General features: G+C 68.9%; 15 protein-coding genes. 11 read left to right on the top strand and 4 right to left on the bottom strand.

The features are described from left to right. Positions 1-35: 35 nt before the first annotated feature. Positions 36-1,649 (bottom strand): GMC oxidoreductase, encoded by a 1,614-nt coding sequence (locus tag KTR9_RS12800; RefSeq protein ID WP_014926690.1) that lies wholly within the window; start codon positions 1,647-1,649, stop codon positions 36-38. A gap of 148 nt (positions 1,650-1,797) precedes the next feature. Between KTR9_RS12800 and KTR9_RS12805 the strand changes: the two genes are divergently transcribed. Continuing rightward, the gene (locus KTR9_RS12805) at positions 1,798-2,661 is read left to right on the top strand and encodes a hypothetical protein (RefSeq protein ID WP_044506622.1); all 864 of its coding nucleotides are present in this window, start codon (positions 1,798-1,800) and stop codon (positions 2,659-2,661) included. 4 nt (positions 2,662-2,665) lie between these two features. On the opposite strand, the gene KTR9_RS12810 is transcribed toward KTR9_RS12805, so the two are convergent. After that, the gene (locus KTR9_RS12810) at positions 2,666-3,232 is read right to left on the bottom strand and encodes a TetR/AcrR family transcriptional regulator (protein WP_014926691.1); all 567 of its coding nucleotides are present in this window, start codon (positions 3,230-3,232) and stop codon (positions 2,666-2,668) included. A 15-nt stretch (positions 3,233-3,247) separates the two neighbouring features. After that, positions 3,248-6,070, bottom strand: coding sequence for an aconitate hydratase (locus KTR9_RS12815; protein ID WP_148281189.1), 2,823 nt, complete (start codon positions 6,068-6,070; stop codon positions 3,248-3,250). Positions 6,071-6,443: 373 nt separating this feature from the next. Between KTR9_RS12815 and KTR9_RS12820 the strand changes: the two genes are divergently transcribed. From KTR9_RS12820 to KTR9_RS12855, 8 genes are all read left to right on the top strand, one after another. Further along, positions 6,444-7,055 (top strand): Rv1476 family membrane protein, encoded by a 612-nt coding sequence (locus tag KTR9_RS12820; protein WP_014926693.1) that lies wholly within the window; start codon positions 6,444-6,446, stop codon positions 7,053-7,055. Between the two features lie 374 nt (positions 7,056-7,429). Next, positions 7,430-8,941 (top strand): NlpC/P60 family protein, encoded by a 1,512-nt coding sequence (locus tag KTR9_RS12825; RefSeq protein WP_010841039.1) that lies wholly within the window; start codon positions 7,430-7,432, stop codon positions 8,939-8,941. A gap of 193 nt (positions 8,942-9,134) precedes the next feature. Beyond that, positions 9,135-10,331: an AAA family ATPase gene (locus tag KTR9_RS12830; RefSeq protein ID WP_014926694.1), complete on the top strand. Its 1,197-nt coding sequence runs from the start codon at positions 9,135-9,137 to the stop codon at positions 10,329-10,331. Next, the gene (locus tag KTR9_RS12835) at positions 10,321-11,259 is read left to right on the top strand and encodes a DUF58 domain-containing protein (protein ID WP_014926695.1); all 939 of its coding nucleotides are present in this window, start codon (positions 10,321-10,323) and stop codon (positions 11,257-11,259) included. The genes KTR9_RS12830 and KTR9_RS12835 overlap by 11 nt, the downstream gene beginning before the upstream one ends. A gap of 4 nt (positions 11,260-11,263) precedes the next feature. Further along, positions 11,264-12,232, top strand: coding sequence for a VWA domain-containing protein (locus KTR9_RS12840; RefSeq protein WP_010841042.1), 969 nt, complete (start codon positions 11,264-11,266; stop codon positions 12,230-12,232). Positions 12,233-12,355: 123 nt separating this feature from the next. Beyond that, on the top strand, positions 12,356-13,090 hold the full coding sequence (gene fabG1 / locus KTR9_RS12845) for a 3-oxoacyl-ACP reductase FabG1 (protein ID WP_014926696.1): 735 nt from the start codon (positions 12,356-12,358) through the stop codon (positions 13,088-13,090). 62 nt (positions 13,091-13,152) lie between these two features. Then, complete coding sequence (gene inhA / locus KTR9_RS12850) at positions 13,153-13,992, top strand: NADH-dependent enoyl-ACP reductase InhA (protein WP_014926697.1); 840 nt, start codon at positions 13,153-13,155, stop codon at positions 13,990-13,992. Next, a complete protein-coding gene (locus KTR9_RS12855) occupies positions 13,989-15,131 on the top strand; it encodes a ferrochelatase (protein WP_014926698.1) in 1,143 nt (380 codons plus the stop codon). Before inhA ends, KTR9_RS12855 begins: the two co-directional genes overlap by 4 nt. A gap of 70 nt (positions 15,132-15,201) precedes the next feature. Here KTR9_RS12855 and KTR9_RS12860 read toward each other — a convergent pair whose 3' ends face one another. After that, entirely contained in the window at positions 15,202-16,068 is an 867-nt protein-coding gene (locus KTR9_RS12860) for a hypothetical protein (RefSeq protein ID WP_044506625.1), read from the bottom strand. A gap of 144 nt (positions 16,069-16,212) precedes the next feature. Here KTR9_RS12860 and KTR9_RS12865 point away from each other — a divergent pair, with 144 nt between their 5' ends. Together KTR9_RS12865 and KTR9_RS12870 are read left to right on the top strand one after the other, a co-directional pair. Next, positions 16,213-17,040 carry a DUF3097 domain-containing protein gene (locus tag KTR9_RS12865; RefSeq protein WP_014926700.1) on the top strand — a complete coding sequence of 276 codons (828 nt, stop codon included), beginning with the start codon at positions 16,213-16,215 and terminating at the stop codon, positions 17,038-17,040. 82 nt (positions 17,041-17,122) lie between these two features. Continuing rightward, positions 17,123-17,551, top strand: coding sequence for an NfeD family protein (locus tag KTR9_RS12870; protein ID WP_010841048.1), 429 nt, complete (start codon positions 17,123-17,125; stop codon positions 17,549-17,551). The last annotated feature ends 35 nt before the right edge of the window (positions 17,552-17,586 follow it).

The raw sequence follows: 17,586 nt of genomic DNA on the forward strand, positions 1-17,586 counted from the left end.
CATTACCCTAGCGCCGTGTCCGATTTCGCAGATCCTCAGTGCGTCGCGAGAAACCTGTCCATGGTGCGTTCCGCGAGGGCGGTGATCGTCAGCGCGGGATTCACCAGACCCACGGCGCCCGGCACGAACGAGCCGTCGACGACCCACAGGTTGTCGTACCCGCGTACGCCGCCGTCCATGTCGGCCGCTGCGCCCATCACCACGCCGCCGAGTCCGTGATACGTGCTCGCGGAACCGAATCCGAGCGCACGCGATGATATGTGAGTGCCGTTCGCGCGGAAGCCGAAGCGGCCCTCGGTGCGTTCGTGGAACCGTGCGATGAATGCATTGCTGCGGCGGTCGAGATCATTGCGGTCGGCCGGGTGGGGGTAGTTCAGCTGTGCGCGCCGCGTGCGGTGGTCGTAGTCGATCGTGCCGCGCTCGTCGGTGTGTGCCTGCACCAGGTGGGTGGTCGCGGCCTTGCCGAGCGGGGCGGGCAGCGGGGTGGCCTGATAGACCATCGAGACCGGCCCGCCGGGCAGATCGTCCTCGTAGATCCGGGCGTAGCCCGGTCCGCCCTGGACGGCACCGAAGTCCTCGCGCGGGTTCGCCCGGATGGTGAGGAAGTCGCCGTTCACGCCGAAGCCGTCACCGATGCGCGACGACAGCCGTGGCAGGCGCCCCTGGGCGCGGGCCTCGACGAGCAGCCGGGTGGTGTGGAAGGAGCCCGCGGCCATGAAGAGATGATCGGCCTCGCTGGTCACGGTGCGTACCGTGCGCCCCTGTTCGTCGAGAACCCTTGCGGTGACGACGAATCCGGCGCGCCGCGACCGGGGCCGGATGTCGAAGACCTCGTGCATCGGCTTGACGGAGACGTTGCCGGTCCGTTCGGCGGCGAGGAGGTAGCTGCGGTCGAGTGACTTCTTGGCGCCGCTGTTGACTCCGTAGCTGAGTTCGCCGGCGGAGACCGACGGGGTGGCCCGGCCGGCGAGTTCGTCGCGGACGATGTCCCAGTCGATGGCGAAGTCGAAGAAGTGCGGTGACGCCCCGTAACGCTCGATGACCTTGAGCCACGAGCGGGCGCCGACGTACTTGGGATGGGCGAGGATGTCCGCGGGCAGCGGCGAGACGCCGAGCCCCGCCTTGGCGCGCGGGTAATAGGTCTGGGCGAGCTGCGCGTAGTCCGCGGCCGCCGGGAAGATGTGGTTGAAGTCCTGGCGGCGGGGGACGGGCGTGAACGAGCCGAAGACGAGTGACCCGCCACCCACGCCCGCGCCGTACACGGCCTCGACGCCGTTGCCCATCACGTGGTCGAGAACACCGGGGTACGGCTCGACCGGGATGCCGCTCGCCGCACTTGCGCCGGCCGGGCTGCCGAACCACGCCGCGCGTTTGTCCGGATTGGTCGTCGTGGCGAAGGTGTTGCCGTCCGGGCGGATCGGCCAGCGGCGACCGCGCTCGAAAACCGTTGTCTTGTATCCGGCCTCGCCGAGGCGTCGGGCCGCCACCGCGCCGCCGAAGCCGGTGCCGATGACAATCGCGGTCTGCCCCGGCGCCGCCTGCGCCGGAGTCGTGGTCGCGCCGAGCGCGGCGAGGGCCCCGACGCCGGCCGCGGAGCGCATGAGGGTCCGGCGAGAGACTGCCGGACCGGAATTGTCGTAGTTCACCACGGAACCTTAGCGTGAGCTAAGTAAGGTTAGGAACTCCTTAACCCTTTGCGCTTCCTGTGGGATGGATCACCACTCGGCTCGTCCCCGCCGACGGCACAGGATGCACATCCGCGAGAGGGCGAGTACGCCGGGCGATAGGCTCCGCGGCGTGACGACGTCGTTGGAGATCGAGGTGGACCGCGACAGTGTGGCGATGGGGGATGACGTCTCGTGCCACGCACGGCCGCTCGCGGTGAAGCCGGGTACGGCGCTGAGTGTCGTGCTCGCATCGGCCGCACCCGAGATCCGTTCCCGCGGATGGGCGTGGGTCGCCGACGTCGACGGCCGGGTCGCTGCCGTCTGGTCGGTCGACCATGGCGTCCAGATGCTCGTCGAGGACCGTCCGGTGTTGGCAGCAGACGTGCCGTCTCGAATCCACTATCGGTACTTCATGCAGATCGATCCCGCCTGGCTGCACCGGCGGCTGGCCGACGGCGCTGCGGCGGATCGGACATCGCTCGAACGCGACTATCGGCCGATCGGTGATCGACGACGAGAGGAGGAAGAGCGTCGCCGGGAGCGGGACTCGCCGGCGCGGTATCTGTCCGTCGACTGCACCGAGGCGTTGCGCGGTTTGGGCGCGGAGTTCGACCTGCACAACGACCGCATGGCGCGCTTCACACTGTTCGGGTCATCGATGCGGGTACTGCGCGCCGACACCATGACCATGACCTTCGACGGTACGAACGGGGTCTTGTCGTCGATTCGACCCGTTGCGGTCGCCGAATGCTGGCTGGTCGCCGTCGCAGGACAACGGGCGCGGCAGGCACGGGGACTGGGCCCGGTCGGCGACGACCCCCGGAGGCCGGCGCCGGAGCTCTGGCCCATGGCGTCGGGGACCGCCGGGACGAGGCGCTGGACGACCAGAGGCACTCCGGTCGTCCAGCTGACGGGTGACGACGCGGTCCGGGCCTACCGGTTGTCGGCGGGCCGGTCGATCCGGGAGGTCGTGGCGATACTGACCGCCGGGTGAGACGTCAGTCGAACGCGCGCACGGACTCTTCGACGAGGTCGAGCACGGCGTGTAGGTCGTCGGTGGGCTGTCCGGTCGCCAGCCGGGTGATCAGGCCGTCGAGCACCAGGTCGAGATAGTTCAACAGGACGTCCGTCGGCACGTCGTCGCGCAGGCGCCCCGCCTGGCGGCCGCGTTCCAGCCGGTTGAGTGTCGCCTGCTCGACCTCGGCCGAATAGGATACCCACTCCGCCCGGAAGCTGTTGTCCGTCCGCAGTTTTCGTGCGATCTCCAAGCGCGTCCCGAGCCAGTCGAAATCCTGCGGCCGGGTGAGCATGTCGCGCATGACCTGCACCAGACCCTGCTCGGCCGCCACATCGGCCATCCGTTCGGCGTCCTCACGCGCGAGAGCGAGGAACAGCGCTTCCTTATCCCGGTAGTGATGGAAGATCGCACCCCGGGACAAGCCGGTGGACTCTTCGATCCGTTTGACGGTCGCGCCGTCGTATCCGTACTCCGCGAAGCAATGCCGCGCGCCGTCGAGAATCTCCCGACGACGCGCGGCAAGCCGGTCATCGCTGACCTTGGGCACGTCGCGTGCCTCCTGTCAGCTCTTGATCATGTTGCGCAGCACGTACTGCAGGATGCCTCCGTTGCGGTAGTAGTCGGCTTCACCGGGGGTGTCGATGCGGACCTTCGCATCGAACTCCACCGTCGAGCCGTCCTCCTTGGTGGCGGTGACGTGCACGGTCGACGGCGTGGTGCCGTTGTTCAGCTCCTCGATGCCGGCGATGTCGAAGGTCTCGGTGCCGTCGAGGCCCAGCGACTTGTGCGACTCGCCCTCCGGGAACTGCAGCGGGATCACGCCCATGCCGATGAGGTTCGAGCGGTGGATGCGCTCGAAGCTCTCGGTGATGACGGCCTTGACGCCGAGCAGGCTGGTGCCCTTCGCGGCCCAGTCGCGCGACGACCCGGTGCCGTACTCCTTGCCGCCCAGCACGACGAGCGGGATGTTCTGCTCGGCGTAGTTCTGCGCGGCGTCGTAGATGAACGACTGCGGTGCACCCTCCTGGGTGAAGTCGCGGGTGTAACCGCCGGTCACACCGTCGAGCAGCTGGTTCTGCAGGCGGATGTTGCCGAAGGTCGAGCGGATCATCACCTCGTGGTTGCCGCGGCGGGCACCGAGCGAGTTGTAGTCCTTGCGGGCCACACCGTTGGCGTCGAGGTACTGCGCGGCGGGGGTGCCGGGCTTGATCGTCGAAGCGGGGGAGATGTGGTCGGTGGTCACCGAGTCGCCCAGCTTGGCCAGGACGCGAGCGCCCTTGATGTCGGTGACCGGTGCCGGCTCACGCTGCATGCCCTCGAAGTACGGAGGCTTGCGGACGTAGGTGGACTTCTCATCCCACTCGAAGGTCTTGCCCGACGGCGTCGGCAGGTTCTGCCAGCGCTCGTCACCCTTGAAGACGTCGGCGTAGTCCGAGGCGTACTGCTCCGGCGAGATCGACGACGCGATGGTCGCCTCGATCTCCTCGTTCGTGGGCCAGATGTCCTTGAGGAAGACGTCGTTGCCGTCGTTGTCCTGACCCAGGGCGTCGGACTCGAAGTCGAAGTCCATCGTGCCGGCCAGCGCGTAGGCGATGACCAGCGGCGGGGACGCGAGGTAGTTCATCTTCACGTCGGGGTTGATGCGACCCTCGAAGTTCCGGTTGCCCGACAACACGGCGGTGGCCGTCAGATCGTGCTCGTTGATGGCCTTGGAGATCTCCTCCGGCAGCGGACCCGAGTTGCCGATGCAGGTGGTGCAGCCGTAACCGACGAGGTAGAAACCGAGCTTCTCCAGGTACGGCCACAGGCCGGACTTGTCGTAGTAACCCGTGACGACCTGCGAACCGGGGGCCATCGACGTCTTGACCCACGGCTTGGAGGTCAGGCCCTTCTCGACGGCCTTCTTGGCGAGCAGTGCCGCGCCGAGCATGACCGACGGGTTGGACGTGTTGGTGCAGCTGGTGATCGACGCGATGGTCACGATCCCGTGGTCGAGGATCATCGAGCCGCGTTCCTCGGAATCGACCCGGACCGGCTTGGTCGGGCGGCCCTCGGCGTTGTTCGCCGCCGAATGCAGCGGCTCGGCGCCGTCGTCGGCGAAGGACAGCGTCGCGGGATCCGAAGCCGGGAAGGTCTCTTCGACGGCCTCGTCGAGCTTGGTCTGCGGGGCCGAGTTGCCGTTCTCCACGTAGTTGTGGATGTCCTTGCGGAATGCGTTCTTGGCGTCCCACAGCTCGATGCGGTCCTGCGGGCGCTTCGGCCCGGCGATCGAGGGCACGACGTCGGCGAGGTCGAGTTCGAGGTACTCGGAGTAGACCGCCTCTTCGGCGTCCTTCTCCAGCCACATGCCCTGTTCCTTGGCGTAGGCCTCGACGAGCGCGAGCGTCTCCTCGCTGCGGCCGGTGAGCCGCAGGTACTTCACGGTCTCCTCGTCGATGGGGAACATCGCACAGGTGGAACCGAACTCGGGGCTCATGTTGCCGATGGTGGCGCGGTTGGCGAGCGGGACCTCGCCGACGCCGTTGCCGTAGAACTCGACGAACTTGCCGACCACACCGTGCTTGCGCAGCATCTCGGTGATGGTGAGGACCACGTCGGTGGCGGTCACGCCGGGCTTCGCCGAGCCGGTGAGTTTGAAGCCGACGACGCGCGGGATGAGCATCGAGACCGGCTGGCCGAGCATCGCGGCCTCGGCCTCGATGCCGCCGACGCCCCAGCCCAGGACGCCGAGGCCGTTCTCCATCGTGGTGTGCGAGTCGGTGCCGATGCAGGTGTCCGGGTAGGCGACGCCGTCACGGACCATGACCGAGCGGGCGAGGTGCTCGATGTTGACCTGGTGGACGATGCCGGTGCCCGGCGGCACGACGCGGAAGTCGTCGAAGGCACCCTGGCCCCAGCGGAGGAACTTGTAGCGCTCCTCGTTGCGCTGGTACTCGATCTCGACGTTGCGCTCGAACGCCTGGGCGTTGCCGAAGGCCTCGATGATCACGGAGTGGTCGATGACCATCTCGGCGGGTGCGAGGGGATTGACCTTGTCGGGATCGCCGCCGAGTTCCTTCACCGCATCGCGCATCGTCGTGAGGTCGACGATGCAGGGCACACCGGTGAAGTCCTGCATGATCACGCGGGCCGGGGTGAACTGGATCTCGATGCTCGGCTCGGCGTTCGGATCCCAGTTCGCGATGGCCTCGATGTGCTCCTTGGTGATGTTGGCACCGTCTTCGGTGCGGAGCAGGTTCTCGGCCAGGACCTTGAGCGCGTAGGGGAGCTTGCCGGTGCCCTCGACGGCGTTCAGACGGTAGATCTCGTAGCTGTTGTCACCGACGTCCAGCGTGCCGCGGGCGCCGAAGGAATTGATACTCACGTCTAAATCCACTCTCCTCATGTGCCGACGGGCTGCGCCGGCGATTACTCGATGATCCACTTGCGGTCGGGCGGTTCCGGCCGGGCGGGCGTCGCTCCCGTTCCGTCGGTGTCCGCGCGGTCTGACGTTCTGCACCGGCGGGCTGCACCGGCGCCATCGGATGTCCGCGAGGGCCACCCGCGACAACATCGTCCAGTCTAACAGTACGAGCGTACTGTTACCAAGCTCGGGCCCGGGACGCGCCGGGCGGACGTGCCGACACCGGAATACCCAGACGACTCCATTGTGTCGTACGGTGCAGGGCGGGGTTCGGCGAGTGGGCACTCGACGCCGACGCGAAACCGGCTGTCAATGTCCGCGCAACCCCGGTGATCTCGAGAGGCAGGGGTGGCGGATGGGTCCGCAGGCGACGACGCTGGTGCTGGCAGCTCCCACGGAGAACAACGAACTCTCCGGACTCGTCGGAGTCGACATGGGCGAACTGTCCCGGGACATCGCCGACGACGGTGTCGCCGGCGCGACCCCCGAGCAACTGCCCCGGATGCTCGAGGTCGTCGAGTACGCCGGGTCCAAGGGCCACGACGTGAGCTTCGTGGTCGTCGATCAGGTGCAGCCGCGGTTCACCCTCTACCGCGACATCGCCAACCAGTTGCAGGATCAGGTCGGTGGCACCGTCATCGTGCTGGGTCCGAACTCGGTCGGCAGCTCGTCGCCCGACTTCAGTCGCGTGGTGCAGGAGCAGGCCACCGACGGACTGACCCTCACCGACCCGGCGGGTGCGGCGCGGCAGATGATCGACACGATGACCGGTCCCAACGTGGACTGGACGATCGTCGGCGTCCTGCTGGTCCTCGTCGTCGCGGCCGGTGCCGTGCTCGCCAGGGTCCGCCGGGTCCGCGCGCGCAAGACCGAGGCCGCCGGCCCGCTGGGGCCCGTGCAGGCGACGGTCGACGCCTCGGACGAACTGTCGTCGCGAGATCGCGAACCCTCCTCCTCCGGTCAGTAGTCCGGCCCCTCGCGCCCTGCTCCGAACCGTCGCTGCGCGGCGCACGATCCGAGCCCATGCCACCTGCATCCGGCCGCGCGCGGACGCTGTCCGGCGTGTCGGGCGGTCTGTTGCCAATTCGAGACCTTGACGACGGTCCGATCTTTCGCCAGTTCACGGCATTTTCGCAGGTAATCACGCGTTTGTAATTCACGAACGCGGTTTTCGCGTGTGGTTGATGTGACGTACGGTTCTGATGTCACGTGTGATGCCTGTGTCCCCTGCAGGGTCCCTTGTGACGTAAGTGCAGTGCGTGATCGCCGCGGTTCTGACAACCCGGACGATCGCCGGGCCGGGGATCGCGAGATCCCCGCACATACCGCGAGGAGTTCCAGGTGAGGCGAGGAAGAACTGGTGCGTCGTGGCCGGCGCGCGTCTCGGCGGCCCTGGCTGTCGTACTCATCTGCGCGGTCGGCGCGGGTCATGCCGACGCGGCACCGAAGAAGACGCCCGAGTCGCCCATCTCCGGGTTGATCAACCGCATCGCGACGGTCAACCAGGACATCGCCGACCTCGACCAGGCGCTCGCGGCCCGTCAGGAGAACGTGAACCGGTCGATCGCCGATTTCCAGAACTCACTCGCGCAGCGGCGCCTGGCCACGGTCGCCGCGCGCGGAGCCCGGACCGAACTCGACCGCTCGAGCAAGGCCGTCGTCGACGCGCAGAAGGAGTTCGACCGCTTCGCGCGTCTGGCCTATCAGCAGGGTCCCGAGCAGGGCTCGATGTCGAACTACGTGTCCTCGGAAGACCCGCAGGCCGTGCTGGACCGGATGAAGCTGATCGACCAGGTCGGCAAGAAGCAGCAGGAGATGATCCGGCGCCTGCAGGTCGCACGCAATCAGAAGGCCAACCGCCTCGCCGCCGTGGAGGCCACCCGCCGGCAGGCATCGTTCGCGGCCAAGAGTGCCGAGCAGCGCAAGATCGACGCGATGGCGGCGGTCACCGAGGCGAAGACGGCCATCGCGACCCAGCAGAAGCGCAAGGCCACGCTGATCGGTGAACGCGACCGGGTGCAGAAGCGCCTCAACACCATTCGCGGATACGTCCCGAAGAAGACGGTCGAGGGGCCGTCGGCGAGCGATCTGCTCACCAACCTGTTCCCGACGGGTCCGTCGGCCGAGGGAGCCCTGAAGGCGCTGCCGGCCACCCCCGCCACCGACAACCAGGCACTCGCCGTCGCGGCCGAGGCCGCCGCACGCCTGGCCCTCGACGTCGGTCAGTCGATCCTCGCGGGTCTCGTCGGTCAACAACAGTTGCCCCAGTCGGAGTTGCTGAACGAACTCGGCATCGGGGGTGCGGACCTCACCGGCAGCAGCGGGGGCGACACCCTCAGTGCGCGACTCGGTTCCGGGAGCCTCGGCACCCTGTTCGGCAGTTCCTCCGGCGGTGGCGGCGGAGGCGGCATGGTCCGTCCCGGACTTCGCGGCCCGCAGGCCGTGGAGATCGCCGTCAACCGCGCGCTCTCGCAGCTCAACGTGCCCTACGCCTGGGGCGGCGGTGACGCCAACGGGCCGACGCAGGGCATCCGGGACGGCGGCGTCGCCGACAGCTACGGCGACTACAACAAGATCGGTTTCGACTGCTCGGGCCTGATGATCTACGCGTTCGCCGGCGTGGGCATCGAGTTGCCGCATTACACGGGCTACCAGTACACCTCGGGTCCGCAGTTCCCGCTGTCGCAGATGCGTCGCGGCGACATGATCTTCTACGGCCCGAACGCGAGCGCACACGTCGCGCTGTACCTCGGTGACAACAAGATGGTCGAGGCACCGCAGTCGGGTGACGTCGTGAAGGTGTCGCCGTTGCGCACCGACGGCGCGATGCCGAACGTGGTGCGTCTGCTCTGACAGCCGACGATTCGGGCGGGGCTCGTGAACGACCGACACCCGCCGAGTCTTCTTGGCACCTTTTCAGTTCACACGGCTAGGCTGGCACAGACACGCGGGGTCGACGCCTGCGCGCTGCGCGATCGCGGCCGCGCCCACGGGCCGACGCATCGTGGTTCGACGGAACAGCAGTCCAGAGGAACAGGAGCACGGGTTGACCGAATCGCACTCCCTCGGCAAGGCGGCCACGGGGGATCCCGCGGCGGCAGGAGCGGACTCGGTGCTGAGCGACGCCGACGTCGCCCTGCTCGAGCGGGCCATCTACGAGGTCAAGCGCGTCATCGTCGGCCAGGATCAGCTCGTCGAGCGCATACTCGTCGGACTCCTCGCGCGTGGCCACATCCTGCTCGAGGGTGTGCCCGGCGTCGCCAAGACACTCGCGGTCGAGACGTTCGCCCGCGTCGTCGGCGGATCGTTCTCCCGTGTGCAGTTCACCCCCGACCTGGTGCCGACCGACCTGATCGGTACGCGTATCTACCGCCAGGGCCGTGAGGAGTTCGACACCGAACTCGGCCCGGTCGTCGCGAACTTCCTGCTCGCCGACGAGATCAACCGCGCACCCGCGAAGGTGCAGTCCGCCCTGCTCGAGGTGATGGCCGAGCGTCATGTGTCGATCGGCGGCAAGACGTATGCGATGCCGGACCCGTTCCTGGTGATGGCGACGCAGAACCCGATCGAGAACGAGGGCGTCTACCCGCTGCCCGAGGCGCAGCGGGACCGCTTCCTGTTCAAGGTCCTCGTCGACTATCCGTCGGTGGAGGAGGAGCGCGAGATCGTCTACCGGATGGGCAACGTCCCGCCGACCGCGTCCCAGGTCCTGGACCCCGAGGCGATGCTCCGACTGCAGCGGACCGCGGCGAACGTCTTCGTCCACCACGCCCTCGTCGACTACGTCGTCCGTGTCATCAACGCCACCCGCCGCCCGGCCGAGCTCGGCCTCAACGACGTCGCGTCCTGGTTGTCCTACGGCGCGTCCCCGCGCGCGACGCTGGGCATCGTGGCCGCCGCCCGGGCGCTGGCGCTGGTCCGCGGGCGCGATTACGTGATCCCGCAGGACGTCGTCGAGATCATGCCCGACGTGCTCCGGCACCGTCTGGTGCTGTCGTACGACGCACTGGCCGACGAGATCGATGCCGATCAGGTCATCGCCCGGGTCCTGCAGACCGTCGGACTGCCGCAGGTCGGCGCGCAGCCCGTGCCGCAGGGGCAGTACCCCGCCGGGCAGGCACAGGCGCCCCACGCCGGGCACGGGCCGAACGGTTATGCAGGACAACAGGTCTCGCAGTCCGCCGGCCCGCTGGACCCGAATTCGGCCCCGGCGAACCGGAATTCGCCTCAGTATGGCGGCTAACCGGGACCTCCCGCGGCTCGGCGCCGGTCTGCTCGACGAGGCGCAACTGACGGCGGCGCTGAAGATGCTCGAGCTCACCGTGCGACGCAAGCTCGACGGCGTGCTGCAGGGAGAGCACCTCGGGCTGATCCCCGGACCGGGTTCGGAACCGGGGGAGGCGCGGGCCTACCAGCCGGGCGATGACGTCCGGCGCATGGAGTGGTCGGTCACCGCCCGCACCACCCAGCCCCATGTCCGACAGATGATCGCCGACCGCGAACTCGAGACGTGGCTCGTGGTCGACGCCTCGGCCAGCCTCGACTTCGGCACCGTCGACTGCACCAAACGCGACCTCGCGGTGGCCGCGGCCGCGGCTCTGGTCCACCTCACGACCGGCGGCGGCAACCGGCACGGAGCGCTGGTGGTGACCGGCGACGACATCGTGCGGGTACCGGCCCGCGCCGGACGCGCGCACGCCCAGAACCTGCTGAAGGCCATCGCCACCGCCCGGCGCAGTTCACCCGGCGTGCGCGGTGATCTCAAGGCGGGTATCGAGGCGCTCCGCCGGCCCCAGCGCAGGCGCGGCCTCGCCGTCGTGATCAGTGACTTCCTCGGGCCCATCGACTGGGAACGGTCGCTACGCGCCATCGGCGCCCATCACGAACTGCTGGCGGTCGAGGTCCTCGACCCCCGTGACCTCGACCTCCCGGCGATCGGGGAGGTCACCCTGGCGGATGCCGAGTCCGGCGAGATCCACGACGTGACGATCACCGAGGACCTCCGGCGCGATTTCGCGGCCGCGGCCGCGGCTCACCAGCAACGGGTACACCGCACGTTGCGGAGCTGTGGCGGTTCGGTCCTCACGCTGCGCACCGACCGGGAATGGATCGCCGACACCGTCAAGTTCGTCGCACGACGCCGCCGCGGGCTGGCGGCGGGGGTGGGGTAGGCCGATGTTGTCCAGTCCCTGGTGGTTGCTGCTGCTCCTGGTCGTCGTGCTGCTCGGCGTCGCCTACGTGTACATGTTGCGCCGCCGCCGGCAACGCGCGTTGACCTTCGCCAACCTCGACCTGCTGAAGTCGGTCGCGCCGGCCGACCGCGGCCGGCTGCGGCACGTGCCGATCGCGCTGCTGATCATCGCGCTGATCCTGCTGACGGTTGCGCTCTCCGGCCCACAGGCGGACCGGAAGGTACCGCGCAACAAGGCGACCGTGGTCCTGGTCATGGACGTGTCGCGGTCGATGAATGCCACGGACGTGTCGCCCTCGCGGATCCACGCGGCACAGGAGGCGGCCAAGAAGTTCGCCGACGAGCTGACCGAGGGGATCAACCTCGGACTGATCTCGTTCGCCGGGACCGCGGCGAGCCTGGTGTCGCCGACACCGGACCACAACGCGACCAAGGTCGCCGTGGACAAGCTGCGGCTCGACGACAAGACGGCGACCGGTGAGGGCATCTTCGCCGCGCTCCAGCAGATCAGCACGCTGAACGCGGTCCTCGGCGGCACCGAAGGGGCGCCGCCCGCCCGCGTCGTGTTGCTGTCCGACGGCAAGGAGACCGTCCCGGACGATCCCGACGACCCGCGCGGTGGCTTCACCGCGGCCCGCAAGGCCAAGGAGGAGAAGATCCCGGTCTCCACCATCTCCTTCGGCACCCGGACGGGCACCGTCGAACTCGAGGGTGACCGGGTGCCGGTCCCCGTCGACGACGACTCGCTGCGCAAGATCGCCAACCTGTCCGGCGGCGACTTCTTCACCGCGGCCAGCCTCGACGAACTGAACAAGGTCTACGAGCAGCTCCAGGACGAGATCGGTTACGAGACCCGTCGAGGGGACAATTCGAAGCCGTGGCTGATCGCGGGTACGTTGTTCGCGCTGGTGTCGGCGTTCGCAGCGCTGGCCATCAACCGCCGGCTGCCCTGAGTCGGGTTGCCGGCGCCGGGATGGAAGCGAGCGGCCCACACTAACACGGCGCCGGGGTCGTCCCGGCCCGAGCGGGCCACCGCGATGCCACCCCCGCAACGAGAACGGATAGGTTGAACACCCATGACGGCAGCTAGCAACGAAGCGCAGAATCCCTCCCGCTCGGTCTTGGTCACCGGCGGCAACCGCGGAATCGGCCTGGCCGTGGCACAGCGCCTGGCCGCCGACGGCCACCGGGTCGCGGTGACCCATCGCGGTTCCGGAGCCCCGGACGGCCTGTTCGGCGTCAAGTGCGATGTGACCGACTCGGAGTCGGTCGACCGCGCCTTCGCCGAGGTCGAGGAGCACCAGGGTCCCGTCGAGATCCTCGTGGCCAACGCGGGGATCACCGAGAACATGCTCCTCATGCGACTGTCCGAGGAATCCTTCGAGAAGGTTCTCGACGCGAACCTCACCGGGGCGTTCCGCTGCGCCAAGCGCGCCACCAAGGGGATGCAGCGCGCAAAGTGGGGGCGGATGATCTTCCTCGGCTCGGTGGTCGCGATGTCCGGTATCCCCGGCCAGGTGAACTACGCGGCCTCGAAGGCGGGCCTGATCGGTATGGCGCGTTCCATCGCGCGGGAGATCGGCTCGCGCAACATCACCGCCAACGTCGTCGCGCCCGGATTCATCGAGACGGACATGACCGCGTCGATGGAGGACCGCTACGTCGAGATGGCCAAACAGGCGATCCCGCTCGGCCGTACCGGCAAGCCCGAAGACGTCGCCGCCGCCATCAGCTTCCTCGCCTCGGACGAGGGCGGTTACATCTCGGGTGCGGTCCTGCCCGTCGACGGCGGCATGGGCATGGGGCACTGACCGATCCGCACCGCGCGGCTGCACGACACGTCAATCAACGTCGATCTCAGGAGCACATCTACGTGAGCGGAATCCTGGACGGGAAGACCGTCCTCATCACGGGCATCATCACCGATGCGTCGATCGCCTTCCACGCCGCCGCCATGGCGCAGGAGCAGGGCGCGACCGTCATCATCACCGGCATCCCCGAGCGGCTGCGGCTGATCGACCGGATCGCCAAGCGGTTGCCGAAGGAGGTGCCGCCCGCGATCGGGCTCGACGTCACCAACGAGGACGACCTCGACGCGCTCGCCGGGAAGATCACCGAGCTGGCGCCGCAGGGCATCGACGGCGTCATGCATTCGATCGCCTTCGCGCCCCGGACGCTGATGGGTCCCGAGGCCAAGCCGTTCCTGGAGGGGCCCGGCCCCGACGCCGCGAAGGCCTTCGAGATCTCGGCGTGGAGCTACGCCTCGCTCGCGCGCGCCGTGCTCCCCGCCATGAACGAGGGGGGCTCGATCGTCGGCATGGACTTCGATCCCCGCACCGCGATGCCGTACTACAACTGGATGGGCGTGGCGAAGGCGGCTCTGGAGTCGGTCAACCGGTACGTGGCGCGGGAAGTGGGCAACGCCAAGAACGTCCGGTCGAACCTCGTGGCCGCCGGACCGATCAAGACCCTGGCCGCGAAGGCCATCGCCGGCACCGCCACCGACGACGCCAAGCAGCTCAACATGCTCAACGAGTACTGGGACGGCGCGTCGCCGATCGGCTGGGATGTCGACGACCCGACTGTCGTCGCCAAGTCGGTCTGTGCGCTGCTGAGCGACTGGCTGCCCGGAACCACCGGTTCCATCGTCTACGTCGACGGCGGGGCCAGCCACAACACCTGGTTCCCGGAGGGCATGACCACCGGCTCATGACCTCGTCAGCACCGGGGAGTTCGGCACCCGCCGACCCCACTCCGACCGATTCGGCTCCTTTCGACGCCGTCCTGTTCCTGTCGTTCGGCGGGCCGGACGGACCCGAGGACGTGATGCCGTTCCTGGAGAACGTCACCCGCGGTCGGGGAATCCCGCGCGAGCGGCTCGAGTCGGTGGCCGAGCACTACCTCCACTTCGGGGGTGTCTCGCCGATCAACCGCCTGAACCTGGAGATGATCGACGCGCTCCGGCGTGAGCTCGACCGACGCGCTGTGGACCTCCCGGTGTATTTCGGTAATCGCAACTGGCACCCGATGGTCGAGGACACGCTGGAAGAGATGTACCGGGCCGGACACCGCCGGATCCTCGTGTTCCCGACGTCGGCGTGGGGCGGTTACTCGGGATGCCGGCAGTACCACGAGGACATCGACCGCGCGCGCAAGGCCCTGGCCGAACGTGTGCCGGCGAGCGCCGGACCCGACGGCACGGTGGTGCTGCGCAAGCTTCCCCAGTACTGGTCGCACCCCGCGTTCGTCGCGGCGGGGGCGGATGCGGTGCGCCGCGCGCTGGACACCCTCGGGCCCGGTGACGAGACGCCGCGGTTGGTGTTCACCGCCCACTCGGTACCGACCTCGGCCGACGCCGCGTCGGGTCCCGCAGCGGACGGTGGGCGCTTGTACTCGCGTCAGGTGATGGCCGCGTCGCAGGCGGTCGCCGACGAGCTCGGCGTCACCGACTTCGACCAGGTCTGGCAGTCGCGGTCGGGTCCGCCGCAGATCCCGTGGCTGGAGCCGGACATCTGCGATCATCTGGAGAACCTTGCCGCCGAGGGAGTCCGGCGAGTGGTGGTGTACCCGGTCGGGTTCATCTCCGATCATCTCGAGGTGATCTGGGACCTCGACAACGAGGCCGCCGAGGTCGCCGAACGCCTGGGCATGGACTATGCGCGCGCCGACACCGTGGGTGCCGACCCGCGTTTCATCTCGATGATCGGCGAGTTCGTGGAGGCCTACGCCGGGGGGCTCGGTGATCTCTCCGCGATGGGGTGCGCCGACAACGGCCGCACGTGCCGGGAGAACTGTTGTGTGCCCGCGGCTCGTCCGAGGTCGTCGGCGAGTCCTGCCGGCCGCGGTCGGTAGAGACGCAGGCAACCCGTGCGGCGTCGTCTCCGAACGCCCGCCGCGGCCATGGGTGCGACAGGTCGGGGACTCAGTGACGCAGCAGTTCGAGGATCGTCTGGTTGACCGCGGCGGCACGCGCCGTCCGGGTCAGCACCTGCAGTCCGCGAAGGGTCGCGTCGCCGGAATCCCATTGTCCGGCAGTGTCGCCGATCTCGACACTGCGTGCGCCCGCGAGGTCGACGATGGCCTCCACCTGCGCGGCCGTGTCGATCAGACGGGTCGAACGCGCGTCGAGGATGTGCGGGGGCAGGGCGACCCGGTGCCGTGAGGTGAGCGCGGCGAGTTGAGTCCGGAGATCGGTCGCGTCGGCCGCCCGGCGTCCGCCGAGCCCGCCGATGATCGAGGTCGCATCCCGAACAGCTTGGCGCAGTTCGTATTCCAGGTCACCGGCGCTGGGGCCGGCGGACACGAGGTGCCCGAGGTCGAGTGCGGCGTCGTAGCGGTAGGCCGACCATGTGCACGAGACGAACGGCGGGTCGGTGGCCTCCGCGGCGGACGCCCGCGCGGTGAATGCGGGCACGAGTGCGAGGGTGCCGGTGCTCGACGCGTCGTCGACGAGCAGCACCTCGCCCGCGCCGAGGGCGGCCGACGTCGCGGGATGAGGCGGCAGACCCTGCGGGTCGCCCGTGGACGGCAGGCGGACCACGAGGCGCCGCGCCGGTCGGAGAAGCGCGAGGAGATCGAGCACGCCGTTCGCCGAACCCGTTGCGGGCGACACCTGTTCGTCCGGTGTTCCGGGCCCGTCCGGCCACCGCACCGCGTGCCGGTCGGCGGATTCCGCGAGTGCTTCGATCACGTCGTCGGGGGAGCAACGACCGGTGAGCCAGGCAGCCGACCATGCGCCGAGTGCACACGTCGGCCACGCGACGGTCGAGGAGAAGAGGCTGCGATTCATCAAGATGCCAGGATACCGCCGGGGCCGACGGCCGGGCCGGGCGTGGCAACCCGGTGGTCGGAGTCGCCGGGGCTTAGGGTGTGTGCGCCACCGAAACGGGTTCCACCACGGCGGCGAGAAGACGGATCGAGAAGGTGGTGTGCGATGGATGACCGATACGGTCGCGACGTGCTCTCTCAGCCCCGCCGGGCGAAGCCGCGTCCTGCGGAGGTCGCGGCGGAGCGAGACCTGGTCGTCGAGGACGCCGCCACCGGATTCTGCGGTGCGGTCGTCGGACTCGAGAAGAGTTACGCCGGCGACCTCGTGCGTCTGGAGGATCGCCGGGGTCAGACGCGGGTGTTCCTGATGCACCCGGGCGCGTTCCTGATCGACGGGCGGCCGGTGACGCTCGTGCGGCCGCGCACCAGGGGCCCACAGAAGCCGGCCACGACGGCGTCGGGTTCGCGCGCCGCCCCCCGTGCCCGTGCGCGTACGGCCCGCGCGAGCCGGATCTTCGTCGAGGGGGTGCACGACGGCACGCTTCTCGAACGCGTGTGGGGCGACGACCTCCGCGCCGAGGGCGTGGTCGTGGTCAGTCTCGACGGCCTCGACAACCTCGACGCGGCGCTCGACGAATTCCAGCCGGCGCCCCACCGTCGGGCGGGGGTACTCGTCGACCATCTGGTCGCCGGCTCCAAGGAGGCACACCTCACCGCCGAGGTGGGTGAGCACGTCCTCGTGTGCGGGCATCCCTACATCGACGTCTGGGAGGCCGTGAAGCCTGCCTCCGTCGACATCCGGGCGTGGCCGCGGATCCCGCGGGGCACGGATTGGAAGACGGGGGTGTGCACCGAGCTCGGCTGGGGCGATCCCCGCGCCGGCTGGCGCCGAGTGCTGAACGGCGTGAGCAGTTTCCGCGACCTCGAGGTCGATCTCCTGCGCTCGGTCGAGGAACTCATCGACTTCGTGACCGCGGCCGAAGAACCCAGCTGACGCCGTCGGCCGGACGCCGCCGGCGGCCCGTCCGGGTCCCGAGCGGCGAGGCCGGTCCGGGCATCTCTGGCAGACTGGACGCGTGAGCGCCCTGCTGTGGTTGGCGGCCGCGATCGTCCTGACGGTCGCGGAGATGTTCGGGGGCGAACTCGTCCTGCTCATGCTGGCCGGCGGTGCACTCGCCGCCGCAGGCGTCGATTTCGTCTTCGAGCCACCGCTCTGGGTGGACGGTCTCGTCTTCGCGCTCGTCTCGGTGCTGCTGCTGGTCGCGATCCGTCCGGTGGCCCGCCGCCACATGCTCAACCGACCCGCGGTGCTGATGAACACCGAGGCTCTCGAGGGACGACCGGCGGTCGTGACCGAACAGGTCGACGCCACCGACGGACGCGTCAAGATCGACGGCGACGTGTGGTCGGCCCGCGCGATGGACCCGTCCCAGGTGCTCGAACCCGGAACCCACGTGACCGTCGTGCAGATCGACGGCGCGACCGCGGTGGTGTTTCGCGCCTGAGACGTGCAGCGCTGCGGCACCAGCAGTGCGGACCG

The organism is Gordonia sp. KTR9 (genome assembly GCF_000143885.2).
Lineage (GTDB): Bacteria > Actinomycetota > Actinomycetes > Mycobacteriales > Mycobacteriaceae > Gordonia.